At 61.7% G+C, this 16671-nt stretch carries 14 protein-coding genes; 11 read left to right on the top strand and 3 right to left on the bottom strand.

Translation table 11 applies throughout. The features are described from left to right. The first annotated feature begins 15 nt into the window (after nt 1-15). Both hutU and hutH read left to right on the top strand, forming a co-directional pair. The gene (gene hutU / locus GWQ22_RS00550) at nt 16-1719 is read left to right on the top strand and encodes a urocanate hydratase (protein WP_275929174.1); all 1704 of its coding nucleotides are present in this window, start codon (nt 16-18) and stop codon (nt 1717-1719) included. 1 nt (nt 1720) lies between these two features. Then, nucleotides 1721-3253 carry a histidine ammonia-lyase gene (gene hutH, locus GWQ22_RS00545; RefSeq protein ID WP_275929173.1) on the top strand — a complete coding sequence of 511 codons (1533 nt, stop codon included), beginning with the start codon at nt 1721-1723 and terminating at the stop codon, nt 3251-3253. Between the two features lie 138 nt (nt 3254-3391). Here the strand turns inward: hutH and GWQ22_RS00540 are convergent, their stop codons facing one another. Continuing rightward, entirely contained in the window at nt 3392-4489 is a 1098-nt protein-coding gene (locus GWQ22_RS00540; RefSeq protein WP_042037990.1) for a calcium:proton antiporter, read from the bottom strand. Between the two features lie 265 nt (nt 4490-4754). On the opposite strand from GWQ22_RS00540, the gene GWQ22_RS00535 reads away from it, so the two are divergent. Further along, on the top strand, nt 4755-5405 hold the full coding sequence (locus GWQ22_RS00535; protein WP_042037988.1) for a histidine kinase: 651 nt from the start codon (nt 4755-4757) through the stop codon (nt 5403-5405). Here the strand turns inward: GWQ22_RS00535 and GWQ22_RS00530 are convergent. Next, entirely contained in the window at nt 5402-6931 is a 1530-nt protein-coding gene (locus tag GWQ22_RS00530) for an EAL domain-containing protein (RefSeq protein WP_275929172.1), read from the bottom strand. The genes GWQ22_RS00535 and GWQ22_RS00530 overlap by 4 nt on opposite strands. 558 nt (nt 6932-7489) lie before the next feature. On the opposite strand from GWQ22_RS00530, the gene GWQ22_RS00525 reads away from it, so the two are divergent. Beyond that, nucleotides 7490-9418, top strand: a complete 1929-nt coding sequence (locus GWQ22_RS00525) for an EAL domain-containing protein (protein WP_275929171.1) — start codon at nt 7490-7492, stop codon at nt 9416-9418. A gap of 23 nt (nt 9419-9441) precedes the next feature. Here GWQ22_RS00525 and GWQ22_RS00520 read toward each other — a convergent pair whose 3' ends face one another. After that, a complete protein-coding gene (locus GWQ22_RS00520) occupies nt 9442-10389 on the bottom strand; it encodes a pyridoxal-phosphate dependent enzyme (RefSeq protein WP_275929170.1) in 948 nt (315 codons plus the stop codon). 69 nt (nt 10390-10458) lie between these two features. Here GWQ22_RS00520 and GWQ22_RS00515 point away from each other — a divergent pair, with 69 nt between their 5' ends. The 7 genes from GWQ22_RS00515 to GWQ22_RS00485 all read left to right on the top strand — a co-directional run bounded on the left by GWQ22_RS00515 (nt 10459) and on the right by GWQ22_RS00485 (nt 16647). Beyond that, a complete protein-coding gene (locus GWQ22_RS00515; protein ID WP_275929169.1) occupies nt 10459-11322 on the top strand; it encodes an MSHA biogenesis protein MshI in 864 nt (287 codons plus the stop codon). Beyond that, the gene (locus GWQ22_RS00510; protein WP_275929168.1) at nt 11322-11915 is read left to right on the top strand and encodes a PilN domain-containing protein; all 594 of its coding nucleotides are present in this window, start codon (nt 11322-11324) and stop codon (nt 11913-11915) included. The genes GWQ22_RS00515 and GWQ22_RS00510 overlap by 1 nt, the downstream gene beginning before the upstream one ends. Next, on the top strand, nt 11915-12562 hold the full coding sequence (locus tag GWQ22_RS00505; protein WP_275929167.1) for an MSHA biogenesis protein MshJ: 648 nt from the start codon (nt 11915-11917) through the stop codon (nt 12560-12562). Before GWQ22_RS00510 ends, GWQ22_RS00505 begins: the two co-directional genes overlap by 1 nt. Then, entirely contained in the window at nt 12555-12875 is a 321-nt protein-coding gene (locus GWQ22_RS00500) for an MSHA biogenesis protein MshK (protein WP_108537934.1), read from the top strand. Before GWQ22_RS00505 ends, GWQ22_RS00500 begins: the two co-directional genes overlap by 8 nt. Nucleotides 12876-12944: 69 nt before the next feature. Further along, on the top strand, nt 12945-14612 hold the full coding sequence (gene mshL / locus GWQ22_RS00495; RefSeq protein WP_042037978.1) for a pilus (MSHA type) biogenesis protein MshL: 1668 nt from the start codon (nt 12945-12947) through the stop codon (nt 14610-14612). 83 nt (nt 14613-14695) lie between these two features. Further along, nucleotides 14696-15586, top strand: coding sequence for an AAA family ATPase (locus GWQ22_RS00490; RefSeq protein ID WP_042037977.1), 891 nt, complete (start codon nt 14696-14698; stop codon nt 15584-15586). After that, a complete protein-coding gene (locus GWQ22_RS00485) occupies nt 15583-16647 on the top strand; it encodes a tetratricopeptide repeat protein (protein WP_275929166.1) in 1065 nt (354 codons plus the stop codon). The genes GWQ22_RS00490 and GWQ22_RS00485 overlap by 4 nt, the downstream gene beginning before the upstream one ends. Nucleotides 16648-16671: the final 24 nt, after the last annotated feature.

Raw genomic sequence — 16671 nt, 5'->3', positions numbered from 1 at the left:
AAACAAGGAGTGTGTATGTCTGAGCAACACCTGGATCCCCGTCAGGATCCGAGCCGTGTCATCCGTGCCTCCCGTGGTACCACGCTGACCGCCAAGAGCTGGCTCACCGAGGCGCCGCTGCGGATGCTGATGAACAACCTGGATCCGGAAGTCGCCGAGCATCCCCAATCCCTGGTGGTGTATGGCGGTATCGGCCGCGCCGCCCGCAACTGGGCCTGCTACGACAAGATTGTCGAGGTGCTGACCCGGCTCGAGGAAGACGAGACCCTGCTGGTGCAATCGGGCAAGCCGGTCGGCGTGTTCCAGACCCACAAGGATGCGCCTCGGGTGCTGATCGCCAACTCCAACCTGGTGCCACACTGGGCCAACTGGGAGCACTTCAACGAGCTGGATAAGAAAGGCCTCATGATGTATGGCCAGATGACGGCGGGCTCCTGGATCTACATAGGTACCCAGGGCATCGTGCAGGGTACCTACGAGACGTTCTTCGCAGTGGCGAACCAGCATTTCAACGGCGAGCCTGCGGGCCGCTGGATCCTGACCGGTGGTCTGGGTGGCATGGGCGGCGCCCAGCCGCTGGCCGCCACCATGGCCGGTTTCTCGATGATCGCCGTCGAGTGCGACGAGACTCGCATCGATTTTCGCCTCAAGACCCGCTACGTGGACAAGAAGGCCCACAGCCTGGATGAGGCGCTGGCCATGGTCGAGGAGGCCAAACGCGACGGCACTGCCGTCTCGGTCGGCCTGCTCGGCAACGCCGCCGATGTCTTTGCCGAGCTGGTGGCCCGTGGCATCACCCCGGATGTGGTCACCGACCAGACCTCCGCTCACGATCCGATCCACGGCTACCTGCCTCAGGGCTGGAGCGTCGCTCAGTGGCGCGAGTTGCAAAAATCCGCGCCCCAGGAGGTTAACCAGGCGGCCCGCCACTCCATGGCGCGCCAGGTGGAAGCCATGCTGACCCTGCAATCCCGTGGCGCTGCCACGCTTGATTACGGCAACAACATTCGCCAGATGGCGCTGGAGGAGGGGGTCAAGAATGCGTTCGACTTCCCCGGCTTCGTGCCAGCCTACATTCGCCCGCTGTTCTGCGAGGGGATTGGCCCCTTCCGCTGGGTGGCGCTCTCCGGCGATCCGGAAGACATCTACAAGACGGATCAGAAGGTCAAAGAGTTGATCCCGGACGATCCCCACCTGCACAACTGGCTCGACATGGCCCGCGAGCGCATCGCCTTCCAGGGCCTGCCAGCACGGATCTGCTGGGTCGGGGTCAAGGATCGGGTGCGTCTGGGCCTGGCGTTTAACGAGATGGTGAAAAATGGCGAGCTGAAGGCGCCCGTGGTCATTGGCCGCGACCACCTGGACTCCGGCTCGGTGGCGAGCCCGAACCGTGAAACCGAAGCCATGATGGATGGCTCAGACGCCGTTTCCGACTGGCCGCTGCTCAACGCCCTGCTCAATACCGCCGGTGGTGCGACCTGGGTTTCCCTGCACCACGGTGGTGGTGTGGGTATGGGCTTCTCCCAGCACTCGGGCGTGGTGATCGTCTGTGATGGCACAGAGGACGCCGCCAGGCGTGTTGGCCGCGTGCTGCGCAACGATCCGGCTACCGGTGTGATGCGCCATGCGGATGCGGGTTACGAGATTGCGATTAACTGTGCCCATGAGGCGAAACTGGATCTGCCGATGCTGACCGCAGCGGACAAAGGGGCTAAATAAGATGTTTGAACTCAATCTGTTACCGGGCAAGCTCTGCCTCAACACCCTGCGTCGTGTCAGCCGCGAGCCGGTTCATATCCGCCTGGCTCCGGCCGCCCTGCCGGGGATCCACGCCTCCGCAGCCGTGGTCACCAAGGTGATCGAGCAGAACCGCGTGGTGTACGGCATCAACACCGGCTTTGGCCTGCTGGCCAACACCCGCATCCCGGTGGAGCAGCTCGACGAATTGCAGCGCTCCATCGTGCTCTCCCACGCGGCTGGCATCGGCACTTACATGGATGACGCCACAGTGCGGCTGATGATGGTGCTCAAGGTCAACTCGCTGGCGCGGGGCTTCTCCGGCATCCGCTTGACGGTACTTGAGGCGCTGATGGCGCTCATCAACGCCGAAATCTATCCGGTAGTGCCGAAGAAGGGCTCCGTCGGCGCCTCCGGCGATCTGGCACCGCTGGCCCACATGAGCTGTCTGCTGATCGGGGAGGGCAAAGCCCGCCACAAGGGCGAGTTGATGGACGCCGCCACGGCGCTGAAGATCGCGGGCCTCGAGCCTATCGCTCTGGCACCGAAGGAGGGACTGGCGCTGCTCAACGGCACCCAGGCCAGCACGGCGTTCGCGCTGGAAGGCCTGTTCCATGCCGAGGATCTGTTCGCCGGCGCTATCACTATCGGCGCCATGAGCGTGGAGGCGGCGCTGGGCAGTCGTCGTCCGTTCGATGCCCGCATCCATGAGGTGCGTGGTCAGCGCGGCCAGATCGATGCGGCGGCTTGCTATCGTCACCTGCTGGTGGATGGCAGCGAGATCGGCATGTCTCATCACAGTTGCGAGAAGGTGCAGGACCCCTACTCGTTGCGCTGCCAGCCCCAGGTGATGGGGGCCTGTCTGGCCCAGATCCGCCACGCCGCCGAGGTGCTGGTGTGCGAGGCCAATGCGGTTTCCGACAACCCGCTGGTGTTTGCTGAGGATGAGGAGATCCTCTCCGGCGGTAACTTCCACGCCGAGCCCGTGGCCTTCGCCGCCGATAACCTGGCACTGGCCATCGCCGAAATCGGGTCGCTATCCGAGCGCCGCATGGCGCTGCTGATCGACTCCCGCATGTCGGGCCTGCCCGCCTTCCTGGTCAACAACGGCGGCGTCAACTCCGGCTTTATGATTGCTCAGGTCACCTCGGCGGCGCTCGCCTCCGAGAACAAGAGCCTGGCTCATCCCGCCTCGGTGGACAGCTTGCCCACCTCCGCCAACCAGGAGGATCACGTCTCCATGGCCACCTTCGCCGCTCGCCGGCTGGCGGACATGGCGGAGAACACCCGCGGCATTCTGGCAGTCGAACTGCTGGCTGCGGCCCAGGGGCTCGATTTTCGGGCGCCGCTGCGTAGTACCGAGCTTATCGAACTGGCCAAGGGACGGCTGCGGGCAGAGGTGAGCTTCTACGACAAGGACAGGTATTTTTCGCCGGATATCGAAGCGGCTGCCGCCCTGCTGGGCCGCGCCAGCTACAACGATCTGATCCCGGCCGGGGTGCTGCCCAGCCTGTAAGGGGTTATCCGTCCATAACAAAAGACCGCCCAATCGGGCGGTCTTTGCGTTTCTGACGTTGGTTGAACGCGGTTATTCGTGCTCGAACATCAGAAACAGATAGACCACGAACAGCACCGGGATAGGTGCTGGCGCCTGTTATTCGTGTTCGAACATCAGGAACAGATAGACCACGAACAGCACCAGATGGGTGGCGCCATGCAGCACATTGGTGCGACCGCTGCTGAAGGTCACTTTACAGACCATGAGAGTGGTGAAGAGCAGCACCATGTCGGCGGCGGAAAGGCCGAGGCGCACCTCCTGATCCAGCATGGAACCGATAAAGAGCACAGCGGGTACGGTGAGGGCTATGGTAGCCAGCACCGAGCCGAAGTAGAGGTTCATGGCGCGCTGCAACTGGTTGTTGAAGGCCGCCTTGAGGGCGCCCACCGCTTCCGGCGCCAGCACGATACAGGCCACGATAAAGCCGCCCAGTGCGGCGGGTGCTTCCATGACATGCACCCCGTAGTTGATGGGGATGGCCAGGGTCTTGGCCAGCAGGATCACCACCACCAGGTAGGCGAGCAGCAGGAGGGTGTGGTAGACATTGCTCTGCAGCGGGCCGTGGTACTCTTCGTAATCCTCGTGATCGCTGTCGACGAAGAAGTGGCTGTGGCTGCGGGTCTGGATCAGCAGAAAGACGCCATAGAGCAGGATCGAGACGATGATCAGCATCCATGACATGGCGCTCGACATGCTGCCGACCGTGCCGCCCCGGGTGAAGTTGGGCAGCACCAGACAGAGTAGCGCCAGCGGTATGATGGCCACCAGATAGGATTTGACCCCGTCCAGATTGAAGCTCTGGGTGTGGTAGCGCCAGCCGCCGAACAGCAGAGTGAAGCCCACGAGACCCGTGCTCACCAGCATCACCACCGCAAACATGGTATCGCGGGCCATGGTGGGGTTAGGCTCGCCGGTGAGCATGACGGAGGAGATCATCACCACCTCCAGCGAGATGACCGAGAGGGTCAGGATCAGGGTGCCGAAGGGCTCGCCCAGCTTGATGGCGAGGGCGTCAGAGTGGCGTACCACCGAGAAGATGGCCCAGGTGACGATGGCCAGCAGCCCGGCCGATACCGGAAGATAGATCCCGAGCGGCGTGGCCTCTGTCAGCAGGTTGCTCCCCAGGGTCTTGAAAAAGAGCAGGGTCAGCAGGCCAACGGGCAGGGCAATCTCTTGCCGGATAAATGACTTCATAGGGCAATGGTTCTCATCTCGGGGCGGCTGGGGCCGACGGGGTATGGAGGCAAAACGGCGACGCCACGGGGGTGGCGAGCCCGCTAATGATAAAGGGAGTTGTACTGCCTGGGGACAATCATTTTGTTGCAAGATGTAATCTGCCGCTCCTGCTCGGTCGGGCCGGGATATAGATAGGTATCTGTCCGGTTACTGCGTAGCATGGGGTCATGCCAGTCGAATTCATGCTTCTGTGGGTCTGGCGGCATCCTGATCAGGGACTCCCATGTCTGTTGTGCGTCTGCGTTATCACACCATAGAGTTTGGCGAACTCGACATCCACCTGTGCACGTTGCGCGACAACCAGCAGTTCTCCGATGACGAAGGGGAGGCAGAGGCGCTCGGCATCTCCTCGGCGTTCTGGCCGCTGTTTGGCATCGTTTGGGATTCTGGCAATGTGCTGGCCCATCTGATGGTGGAGCACGAGGTGGCGGATCTGCGGATCCTGGAGGTGGGGTGCGGCATAGCCCTGGCAAGTCTGGTGCTCAACCACAGGCTGGCGGATATCACGGCCACCGATTATCACCCTGAGGCGGGGGCCTTTCTGGCGGCCAATGTGCTGCTCAACAAGGGGGCGATCATCCCCTTTATCCGTACCGGTTGGGAAGACGCTGTCACCGAACTGGGGCGTTTCGATCTCATCATCGGCAGCGATCTGCTCTATGAGCGCGGCCAGGTCGAGACGCTGGCCGGCTTTATCGAACAACACGCCAAGTCCCACTGCGAGGTGATCCTGGTGGATCCGGGCCGTGGCCAGCAGGGCCGTTTCAGCAAGCTGATGATGAGCCTGGGCTATACACACAGCCAGCATAAGCCGTTGGATGTGAGCTATCTGAGCCAGCCTTTTCGCGGTCAGATACTGCAATACCGGCGTTAACCTTCCCCGGCATGGTGTTGTTGCCACGCCAACAGCCAAATCTGTAGTTGGGCCAGGGCCATGGGCCTGGCATACACATAGCCCTGGATGAGATGTACGCCGTGCTGGCGCAGATAATCGACCTGTTCCCCGGTTTCGACCCCCTCGGCGATCATCTCCATGCCGGATTCGTGGCCGAAGGCGATGATGGAGTCCAGCAGCGTTCGTTTGAGGTCGTCTGTGCCTATGGTGTCGACGAACATCTTGTCGATCTTGATCTGGCGGATACCGAGTCGCTGCAGGTAGGCGAAGCCCCCATAGCCGGTGCCAAAATCATCCAGCTTGAAGTGATAGCCCCGCTGCTGCAGTGCCGTGATCTCGCCGATCGCCGCCTTGATATCGGTGATCGGTTTGCGCTCGGTCAGCTCGAAGGTGAGCCGGGTCGGTGAGGGCCAGCCGTGTCGCTGCAACAGGGTGCGCAGATGGGGTTGCTCTATGTGAGCGGCCACTATGTTGACGCTGACCCACTGCGCCGGCGCCAGCCGGGGAAGATCCGTCATGATCCGCTCCAGCAGCTGTTCCGTCATCGGCAGGATCAGCCCCTGCTCCTCCGCATAGTCGATAAAGGCGCCAGGTGGCACCATCTCGCGCTCCCGCTGCCACCGCAGCAGTGCCTCGAAGCCAACCACTTGCTGACTGCGGTTATCCACTATGGGCTGATAGAAGGGGACAAACTCCCGCCGGGCCAGCCCGGCTTGCAGCAGTCCCTTGAGAGATCGCCGATAGCTGCGCAGCCCCCAGTAGGCAGCGACCAGCAGGGAACCCAGCGCAGCGCCATACCAGAGCCCATAGTACCGTGCCTGCTGCCGGGCATAGTGCTCCAGCGCCTTGCCCGCCCATAACGTCTGCCTTATCTGATTTTCGGACTCAAGAAAGCTCAAACTCTGGTTGCCCTCTTCCTGTTTGATGGTTTTGTCACCTCGGGGGAAGAGCGGGGTGGCGTGGTCCCCATTTTGTTGGCTGAATTCAAGGTAGAAACAGTCGGCACAGGGGGTTTGTAGTAGCGTATGGCTCCAGCTGTTGTTCAGCACCCAGTAGGCGGTATTGCCATTCTGTCGGAAGTAGGCGATCAGCTCCTGTTCGGTATTGAACTGTGCGGGGGTGGCGGCCACCCCGTATTGCTCCTGCCCGGAATAGGGTGGCAGTGCGGTCGTGGTAAAGGGGACGGGGAGTCCCAGGCTGGAGCAGCTCGCCCCGGAGGCCAGGATGAGGCCTTGCAGGCGAATATGGAGGTTATAGAAGCGGGGACCCCGCAGCAGCGCCATGTCCTCAGGTCCGCAGTCGAAGGCGAACTGGGCCAGCTGGGTGCGGATACTCTCATCCAGCGCAAGGTGTCGTTCCACCAGTGCGGCTTCTATCTCCTCCCGTTTCTGTTGCAACATATGGCGTGCCAGCGGCTTGCCGAGCAATTGGCTGAGGGGCAGGCTCGCCAGCACGGGCAGGCAGAACAGCAGCAGACTGATCCAGAGAGGGGGAATTTGTCGCAAGGTACACCTGCCTGATGTGGAGATGGGATGCATATGAAAGGCAATATCATAGTGCATTAGCTACATCGATTTGAGCTGCTCATTCCTCACTCGCAACGAAAAATCATAACAGCATGATAAATAAAGACTTTGTTAAATCAGTTGATGAAGATTCAATCGCTTACCTGTCATAAGTGACAATTGTCCAGCTTATCTGAAGCGGCTACAGTAGCAGTGCGGTTTGACTCACCGTGTGTTCAATACTCCTGTATCTGTTTTTTTGTCAGTAGCACAGAGTGTTAGTTTTGATATGAGTGTTTCTTTCGGTCCCCTTAGTGGGACCATTTTTCTGCCTGAAAATCCCTGATCCCGCCGCCCATCTCCCATCTCCCATCTCCCGTTTCCTGTCCCTGTGGCTATTTTTCATGGCCGGCTTGCCGTCAGGCTTGGTGTTCCTGTGCCCATTTGGTTATGCTCGCCCGCTGAATTCCAGAAGCGGGATCTTCGTCCATAGGCGCGCTTCGGCGTTGGCTGATACGATGAAGCCACATGGATGTTGTCGGGCATACGGAAAGGTACATGAAACTGACCACTCAGCTTGTCTCGTTTATTACCCTGTGCGTGATCGCCGCCATGGCCATGGTGCTGCTCGGCGGAGTATTCAGCTTTCGTGAGCTGGGCATGGAGCTGCAGCAGAAAAAGGTCAACTCTCTGGTCGAGATCATCGACAAGCAGCTGGAGGTGGCCGAGGACCACCAGGATCTCACCCGCTGGCTGCCAACCTTGCTGCGTTCGGCCCATGTGGTGGAGCTGGAGATCCGTCAGGGCAAGCAGCGGATCTACTGGTTTCGCGATGTGCAGCAGCCGACCGACGAGAGCCTGTTGATCCCCTACAGCCAGCCCATCTCCCATCAGACCGACATGCAGGCCGACTTCAAACTGGAGCGGCCGTTCAAGGAGTTTGAATACTCCATGCAGGCCATGTCCGGCATCTCCCTTGGCGTCTTCATCGTCATCTTCGGACTCTGGTACTCCATTCGCTGGTTGAGGTTGCAACTACGGGGTGCCGAGCTGCTGGCCGAGCGCGCCCAGCTGATCCTCGATAACAAGCTCACCAAGCTGGCGCACGATCCGGCCGATGAGTGGCCCGTCTCCGCCAGCCAGGCCATCGACTATCTGCTGGCCGAGCTGGCGGATGCCCGCAAGGAGCGCAGCCGTTTCGACAACTTCATTCGCAGCAACGCCTTTGTCGACAAGATGACCGGCATAGGCAACCGCCTGTTCTTCGACAACCGGCTGGAGAGCGCCATCATGGAGGCGAGCGTGATGAGCGGTGGCGTGCTGCTAATCGAGCTCGCCGGTCTGGAGGATCTGGACCCCGAGCTGAGTGGGCGCCAGAGCCAGGAGCTGCTGATGGAGGCGAGTGCTTCCATCGCCGCCTTCGTGCGCAAGCACAATGGCGCCCTGCAGGCCCGCTATGCCGGGCAGGTGTTTGCCGTGCTGTTGCCCAATATGTCCGAGAGCGAGATGGTGGACGGTGCGGGTCAGCTGCACAAGAGCCTGCAACGACTGCACTGGCCCGAGGCGGTCAACGTCGAGACCGCCATCTACCTCGGCGCCGTCTGCTATCAGGCGCAGGATTCCCTGCTCAAGGTGCAGGAAGAGGCCGAGCTGGCGCTCAAGAGCGCGCGGCTGCAGGGTCACACCGGCTGGTTCCTCTACGAGAAGCAGTTGGATGAGGAGCAGAGCAGCAAGGGCACGGTACGCTGGCGCACCCTGATCGGTCGCCGCATCGAGGAGCATGGCATCGACTTCTACGTCCAGCCGGTGCAGCAGGAGCGGGATCAGGTGGTGTTGCAGCAGGACTTGCTGATCCGCATTCACGACGAGCAGGGGCGGGAGTTGCAGGCTGGTGTCTTCATGCCGATGGCCGAGAAGGCGGGGCTGCTGTTGCCACTGGATCGACTGGTGGCGGAGCAGACCCTGTGGCTGCTGCGTCAGCGCTCAGAGCAGAGCTGCCCCATCAGCCTGACTCTCTGTGCCCAGAGCCTGTTGCACCGCGAGTTCCAACGCTGGCTCTTCTTCGATCTGTTCCAGCTGTCGCGCAGCACCAACGAACGGCTGATCCTGCAACTGTCGGAGGCCCAGGTGACCCGCCACTACGAGGCGCTCAAGCGGCCGTTGCGAGCGCTGCGCATGCTGGGTTGCCAGCTGGCCATCGATCATGCCGGCCAGGATGTGGTGAGCACCCAATACATCAAGGAGTTCGAGATCAACTTCCTCAAGCTCCATCCCAGTCTGGTTCGTGAGATCCACACCCGTCAGGTCAACCAGATGGCGGTGCGTAGCCTGGTGGGGGGCTGTGCCAATACCCGCACCCGGGTCATCGCCGTGGGGGTGGAGAGCGGTGACGAGTGGAAGATGCTGCGCCACCTCGGCGTCCATGCCGGCCAGGGGCCCTGGTTTGCCGAGCCGGAGCAGTTAGTGATGGAACCCGCCGGCGCCTGATACCGGTGACCGCAGGGGCGCCCTCAGATCCGGCCTTGCTCTTTCAAACCCGCGAGTCCCTGCATGCCCCCCGTGTGGATGAAGACTATCTGGCTGCCGCGGGGGATGCGCCCGGCGGCCAGTTCGCGAAACAGACCCCACATCGCCTTGCCGCTGTAGATGGGCTCAAGCGGCAGGCCTGTCTGCGCACTGAAGGCTTGCACCCACTGCCAGAGTCCCGGGCTGAATTTGGCATAGCCGCCATCATGGTGATCCAGCGCTATCTGCCAGCCAGGGGTGGTGGCCGCGGCCGGGTGAAGGCGCCGTACCTCGTCGGCGATGAAGCTTGCCCCTTTCAGTACCGCGATGGCGAGGATCCGTTCTTGTTCCCGTTTGCCGGCGATGAGGCCAGCCAGGGTGCCGCCGCTGGCGCAGGGCAACACCCAGAGATCCGGTGAGAAGGGCACCTCGCCGACCAGCTCGGCTACCCCGGGAATGGCGAGCGGGCTGCTGCCTCCTTCCGGCACTATCAGGCTATCTGGCGCCGCGAACTGGGCCAGCCAGTTTGGCTCCTGCCGTCGCCGGTAACTCTGGCGATTGACAAAAATGAGATCCATGCCCCATCCCTTTGCCGCGCTCAAGGTTGAGTTGCTGACGGCCTCCGGTTCACCACGTATGATGCCGGTAGTTCTCAGGCCGGATTGGTTCCCTGCTGCTGCCAGAGCATGGATGTGGTTGGAGTAGGCCCCCCCAAACGAGATCAGGTGCTGTATGCCCTGCTCCTGAGCGTGTTGCACATGGTACTTGAGCTTGCGCCACTTGTTGCCCGAGATGGCTGGGTGGATCAGGTCATCCCGTTTGCACCAGAGCGTTACGCCATGCTCGGTCAGCAGAGGGTGTGAGATGGCCTGGAGCGGCGAGGGAAGCCGGGTCGGCTGCAGGGCCAACACCTGCGAGCGGGTCGAGTTGGGTTGCAATGCGTGATCCCTCATTTATATGGAGGCTAATATCCTGTTTATGTTAAGGTTTAATCCGTTTTATGCAGCCAGGTGCGGGTTTTAATGAAACAACTTTTCAGACGTTCAACCCCAAGCCATCAGGTAGGACTCCTGCTTGCCAGTGACCGGATCATGCTGGCCTCGCTAGGGCCTCAGCCTGTCTTCGCCACCCGCGCCATCCATGGCCCGCAGGAGTGGTCGCTTGCCATGAGCGAGCTGTTCAGCCGCCATGGCCTCGCCAAGTCTAAGGTGCGGGTCGCCCTCGCCGCCAGCCTTTATCAGCAAGTCCAGATCGACAAGCCCGCCGTGCCCGACGCCGAAATGGCCGGCGCGTTGCCCTGGGCGGTCAAGGATTACGTCAATGAACCCGTGTTGCAGCTCGCCATGGACTACGTGGATTTGCCCACGCCGCCGGCTGGCCGGCCGCGGATCAACGTGATCTGCGTGCCCAAGGTGCGGGTGCAGCAGCTGGCGGATGCGGTCAACGGCATCGCCTGCCTGGATGCCATCGTCAGCGACGAGCTGGCCATGACGGCGCTCTATGAGGCTGACAACGCGGTGCGCATGTTGTTGTGGCAGCCCAGGGGACAGGATCTGCAGCTGCTTGTATTCCATCAGGGCGGCCTCTGCTTCTCCCGCCAGCTGCGCGGCTTCACCGCCCTCACCGGTGAGCATGAGCCGGACAGCATGCTGCTCGATTCGCTGGCGCTGGAGATCCAGCGCTCCCTCGATTACCTAGTCGGCCAGCTCAAGCTGCCGGAGCTGGGTCAGATGCAGCTCGCCATCGCCTCATCCTTCATCGGTACCCTGGTGCGTCACATGGAGCAGACCTTCGGCTTCGCCGTCTCCGCCATGGCCAACAAGGCGATACTGTCCGGTGTTGAATATCTCTCTGCCTATGCTGCCGCCATCGGGGAGGATGCCTGATGAAACGTCAGATCAACCTTTATGGCGCCGAATTTCGCCCCAGACGCCAGTGGGCCAGCCTCAACCAGATGGCGTTGGTCTGGGGTGGCTGCGTGGCAGTGGTGTTCTGCATGGGCGCCTTCTACGGCTGGCAGCAACAAGGGGTTGGCCGTGAGTTGGCGCAGGTGCGCGCGGCGCTGGAGGTCAAGCGTGGCGAGGCCCAACGGCTGGATGCCGAGTTGACCCGCCACCAAGCCAATGCTGTGTTGCAACAGCAGCTGGCCAGCAAGCAGGAAGAACTGACTGCCAAGCAGGAGTTGATGCAGCAGCTGGGCAGTTTGGCGTTGCAAAAATCCCAGGGCTACGCTGGCCTGATGGCCGATCTCTCCCGCATTCGGGATAAGCAGCTCTCCTTGCAGCGGATCGAGATCGCCGATGGGCGGATCAACCTGTCCGGCTTTGCCAACCATAGCCAGGATGTGCCCGCCTGGGTAAAGCGTTTCCAGCAGACCCCGTCGCTGGCGGGCAAGCAGTTTAGTGAATTGACCCTGAAGCGTGACAAGGAGGGCCGGCTGGCCTTCCAGCTCAGCGGCATAGAGCGGGAGAAGCCCTGATGAGCCTGAAAGCACAATGGCAGGCATGGGCGGACAAGATTGCCGCCCTCAGCCAGCGCGAGCGGATATTGATCCTGCTGACCGGTCTGGTGCTGATCTGCGCTGGCGCTATCTATGGCTGGCTGGATGGTGCCGCCCTGCGGCTGGCGCAGGACAGGGTGGCCTTGACCACGGCCCAGCGGGATCTGGAAATCATGGATCTCGAGAACCTGGGCAAGCAGGCCAGGCTGGCGCGTGATCCCGATCAGAGCGTGCGCGAGCAGCTGGTACGGGTCGAGGGGGATATCGACAGGCTGGATGCCGAGCTCAAGGCCCAGACGGTGGATCTGATCCAGGCCCACGAGATGCCAGCCGTGCTGGAGGCTCTGTTGTCACGCTCCACCAATCTGCACATGCTGGCACTGACCTCCCTCGCCCCCCAGCCGCTGATGGCGGGGGATCAGCGCATCAACTTGTTCAAGCACGGTATCCGCCTCAAGCTGGAGGGCGGTTACTTCGACGTCTATCAGTACCTGAAGGCACTGGAGGAGTTACCCCGTCACTTCTACTGGAAGCAGTTTGACTACCAAGTGCAGGAGCATCCCAAGGCCGTGGTGGAGATGGAAATCTACACCCTGAGCACCAGCAAGGAGTTTATTCGTGGTTAGATGGCTGACGCTATTGTGTTGTCTGCTGGGCGCAGTGGCCCAGGCCGAGGTGCTGCAGGACCCCACGGAACCGTTGGACGGGATGAACAGCCGGGCAGGGGTCTCCGCCAGCCAGAGCGCCGGTTTACCAACATTGCAGAGCGTGATGCTGGGCAATGGTCCGGCACTGGCGGTGCTCAATGGAAAAAGTTACCGGGTGGGCCAGCAGGTCGAGGGATATCGACTGGTGTCCATCAGTGCAGATGCCGTGGTGCTGGAGAAGGGGGGCAAGCGCCAGTCGCTGACCCTGTTTGCCAGCAAGGTCCGCATCTGAACGCGCCCCACCCGAGATGGTGGGGCAAGGTTTGTCGAGTTTAATTGAAAGTCAGGGTGCACTCATTACATGAAAAAAAATCATCTCTGCCTGATCTCTGTGGCCGTGCTGGCGGCAGGCTGTACCAGCTACCAGCACCCCGAACCCGTGCAGGCCAAGGATGCACTGAAACACGCCATGGCCGAGCAGAACAAAGTCGGGGGATTGGCGACAGTGCCCAAGTCGGTACAGAGCGAGTTACTGCAGATGAATCGGCCGCCCCAGGCCTTCAGCATGCCGGAACCGCGGCTGCGTATCGCCGCCCACGATGTGGATGCGGTGGAATTTTTCGGCTCCCTTTTCAAGGGTTCCCGTTACAGCGTGGCCGTGCATCCCGGTGTGGCCGGCCAGATCTCCGTCGAGCTCAAGGACGTCACCCTGTCTGAAGTGTTGGCGGTGGTGGGTGACATGTATGGCTTTGATGTGCAGCGCAAGGGCAATGTGTTCCACGTCTATCCGGCTGGGCTGCGCACCGAAACCATACCGGTCAACTACCTGATGATGTCCCGTCGTGGTCTGTCCCGTACCTCGGTCAGCACGGGCGGGGTGACGGCCAACGGCAACAACAGCAATAGCAGTAACTTCGACAACGCCAACAGCGACAGTAACAACAGCAGCAATGCATCCAACGGCAATACCAGTTCGAATAACGGCAACGGCACCCGCATCGAGACAGACACCAACAGCGATTACTGGACTGATCTGCGTACCTCGCTGGAGATGCTGGTTGGCAGTGGCGATGGTCGTGCCGTCATCACCAGCCCGCAGGCGGGTCTGGTCACCATCCGCGCTTATCCGAAAGAATTGAAAGCGGTGCGTGAATTCCTCAGCCAGTCCGAGACCCACCTCAAGCGCCAGGTGGTGTTGGAGGCGCGCATTCTGGAAGTGGCTCTCAACGAGGGTTACGAACAGGGGGTGGACTGGAGCGGCCTTTCCGCCAGCTGGGATGGCAACAAGGGGATTACCGGTGGCGGCTCACTCGCCCCGACCCAGCTGCCCACGACACCCAACCAGATCTTCACTGCACTGGGGGGCGGTGCCGGCTTCAAGATCTCCGATGGCAACTTCAACGTGGCGGTCAACCTGCTCAAGACCCAGGGTGATGTGAATACCCTCTCCAGTCCGCGGGTGACAGCGACCAACAACCAGAAGGCGGTGATCAAGGTGGGGACGGACGAATACTTCGTCACCAACGCCACTAGCACGGTCACCTCAACGACGGCCGGAACAGAACGCACCCCGAACGTTGAGCTGACCCCCTTCTTCTCCGGTATCGCGCTGGACGTGACGCCACAGATCGACGAAGAGGGCAAGGTGTTGTTGCACATTCACCCCTCTGTCATCGACACCGAAGAGCAGAACAAGACGATAAATCTGGGCACCACGGGGGGCAAGCTGGAATTGCCGCTCGCCAAGAGCTCGATCCGCGAGTCCGATACCGTGGTGCAGGCCAATAACGGTGACATCATCGTCATCGGCGGCCTGATGAAGACCGACAAGCAGGAGATCGTCAGCAAGGTACCGCTGCTGGGGGATATCCCCTGGATCGGCGAGGCCTTCACCAACCGCCGCGAGAGTACCAAGAAGGTGGAGCTGGTGATCCTGCTCAAACCGACCGTGGTGGAGAAGGACACCTGGCAAAACGAATTGCAGCGATCCTCCGATCTGCTCGACAAGTGGTATCCGCCCAAGGGCTAAGCCATGACCCAGCACACGGTTGGCTTTGTTCCAGACGGCCTGTGGCCCGGTGCCACGGCAGACACCCAGGCCGGTGACGACTCATGTACCTGAACCACTTCGGTCTGCAGGAGGCGCCGTTCGGCCTCACCCCCAACACGGGTTTTTACTACGGGCTGCCTCCCCATGAGGAGGCGCTGCAGGTTCTTAATTGGGCCTTGATGCAGGGGGAGGGCTTCATCAAGGTGACCGGCGAGGTCGGCACCGGCAAGACGCTGCTCTGTCGCAAGCTGCTGAGCGAGTTGGGTTCAGAGGCCTGTCCTGTGCGTCTGGCCTGGCTGCCCAACCCGCACCTCACCCCCGCCGAGCTGCGCACCGCGCTGGCACTGGAGCTGGGCTTGTCGGTACGGGAGGGCAACGAGCTGGATCTGACGGATCGCATTCATCGCCACCTCATAGGCCTGCATCAGCATGGGAGCCGGGTGGTGGTGCTGATCGACGAGGCGCAGGCCCTGCCGGACGAGACCCTGGAGGCGATCCGGCTGTTCGGCAACCTGGAGACCGAATCGAGCAAGCTGTTGCAGATAGTGCTGTTCGGCCAGCCGGAGTTGGATGCCAGGCTGGCCAAGCCCCATCTGCGCCAGTTGCGCCAGCGGGTCGGCTTCTCCTACTGCCTGCGGCCACTGCGCTTTGACGAGACCCGCGCTTATCTGGAGCACAGATTGCATGTTTCGGGTTATCGCGGGGCCCCGCTGTTCAGTGGTCGCGCCATGCGCCTGCTGTGGCGCGCCTCCCGTGGCATCCCGCGGCTTACCAACATATTGGCGCAGAAGTGCCTGATGTTGGCCTATGGCCGGGGTGAGCGTCAGATCGATGCCGGTCTGGTGCACCTCGCCATTCGCGATACCGACGATGCCAGCCGCCCCGCTCGGGGTCGCTGGTGGCCACTGTTACTACTGCTGGGGTGCGCCCTGGCCTATGGAGTCTGGCCATGAGCGTGATCAACCAGATGCTCAAGGATCTGGAACTGCGTCAGCAGGGGAGCGAGGGGGCCGTCTATGTGCCTCCTGTTCGGCAACAGGGCTGGTGGATGCTGGTGCTGACCCTGATCTGCGGTCTGGCCCTCGGCATTCTCGGCTGGCGGACCTGGATCTATTGGCAGCAGAGCCAGCGGGTTGTGCCTCAGAGTCAGGTGCAGGCGACCAGCGAGCCACGGCCTGATGCCGTTGCCCGCGTTGTGCCGGTCACACCCGCGGACGAGGAGCAGGAGCCTGAGCCGGTGGATCTGGTGGTGGCCTTGCCCACTCCGAGCGCAAGGCCCGAGCTCGCAGCCGATCCCGAGCCGGTGCAGGAGGAGCAGGATGAAACCGGCTATGAAGCGCTGCAGCCTGACCTCTATGCCGAGCTGGAAGCGGAACAAGAGGCTGTCGTCCCGCCACCGCGCAAACCGGGTGTGCTGAAGATAGAGACGGTGAACCTCTCCGAGGCCGAGCTGGCAACCCTGGCCGAGCGCAAGGCCACCACCGCCATGGCCAGGGGGCAATTGCGCGATGCCCAGGATAACTACTATCAGGTGCTGGTTCATGCCCCGCACAATCAGGGGGCCCGCGAGCAACTGGCGGGTCTGCTCTATGGCGAAGGTCGGCTGAGCGAGGCCACTCAACTGCTGGAAGAGGGTATCCGGCTCGATCCAGAGCAGGCGGATTTTCGGCTGCTGCTGGCCAGGCTCGCCATCAGCAGCGGCGATCAGCTCAAGGCGCTCGGCTGGTTGACCGGCTATAAGCCGGATCTGGCCAGCAATCTGGATTATTACGCCACCTGGGCCGGCGTGACCCAGGAGCTGGGCCGCAATGCCGAGGCGGCCGAGCTCTATGTGACCTTGCTGCGTCAGCAGCCGGATCAGGGCCGCTGGTGGCTCGGGCTCGGCGTGGCCGAAGATGGTCAGGGCCACAGCCAGCGGGCGCTCGATGCCTATCGCAACGCCCAGCTACACGGCAACCTCGGCGAAGCATCGGCGAGCTGGATTGAACAACGAATTGCCCAGCTTGCCCCCTGACGGGCGGGCTGGTTAACTTTTTTT

Origin of the sequence: Aeromonas sp. 1HA1 (assembly GCF_029237385.1) — a bacterium.
Taxonomy (GTDB): Bacteria; Pseudomonadota; Gammaproteobacteria; order Enterobacterales; family Aeromonadaceae; genus Aeromonas; species Aeromonas popoffii.
Note: the sequence above shows the minus strand (reverse complement) of the source record. Positions and strands in the feature narration are given on the sequence as shown.

What these genes read in the sequence shown, in the direction of transcription:
- hutU (WP_275929174.1), top strand. Translation starts at nt 16, where the DNA reads ATGTCTGAGCAACACCTGGATCCCCGTCAGGATCCGAGCCGTGTCATC.
- hutH (WP_275929173.1), top strand. Translation starts at nt 1,721, where the DNA reads ATGTTTGAACTCAATCTGTTACCGGGCAAGCTCTGCCTCAACACCCTG.
- GWQ22_RS00540 (WP_042037990.1), bottom strand. Translation starts at nt 4,489, where the DNA reads ATGAAGTCATTTATCCGGCAAGAGATTGCCCTGCCCGTTGGCCTGCTG.
- GWQ22_RS00535 (WP_042037988.1), top strand. Translation starts at nt 4,755, where the DNA reads ATGTCTGTTGTGCGTCTGCGTTATCACACCATAGAGTTTGGCGAACTC.
- GWQ22_RS00525 (WP_275929171.1), top strand. Translation starts at nt 7,490, where the DNA reads ATGAAACTGACCACTCAGCTTGTCTCGTTTATTACCCTGTGCGTGATC.
- GWQ22_RS00520 (WP_275929170.1), bottom strand. Translation starts at nt 10,389, where the DNA reads ATGAGGGATCACGCATTGCAACCCAACTCGACCCGCTCGCAGGTGTTG.
- GWQ22_RS00515 (WP_275929169.1), top strand. Translation starts at nt 10,459, where the DNA reads ATGAAACAACTTTTCAGACGTTCAACCCCAAGCCATCAGGTAGGACTC.
- GWQ22_RS00510 (WP_275929168.1), top strand. Translation starts at nt 11,322, where the DNA reads ATGAAACGTCAGATCAACCTTTATGGCGCCGAATTTCGCCCCAGACGC.
- GWQ22_RS00505 (WP_275929167.1), top strand. Translation starts at nt 11,915, where the DNA reads ATGAGCCTGAAAGCACAATGGCAGGCATGGGCGGACAAGATTGCCGCC.
- mshL (WP_042037978.1), top strand. Translation starts at nt 12,945, where the DNA reads ATGAAAAAAAATCATCTCTGCCTGATCTCTGTGGCCGTGCTGGCGGCA.
- GWQ22_RS00490 (WP_042037977.1), top strand. Translation starts at nt 14,696, where the DNA reads ATGTACCTGAACCACTTCGGTCTGCAGGAGGCGCCGTTCGGCCTCACC.
- GWQ22_RS00485 (WP_275929166.1), top strand. Translation starts at nt 15,583, where the DNA reads ATGAGCGTGATCAACCAGATGCTCAAGGATCTGGAACTGCGTCAGCAG.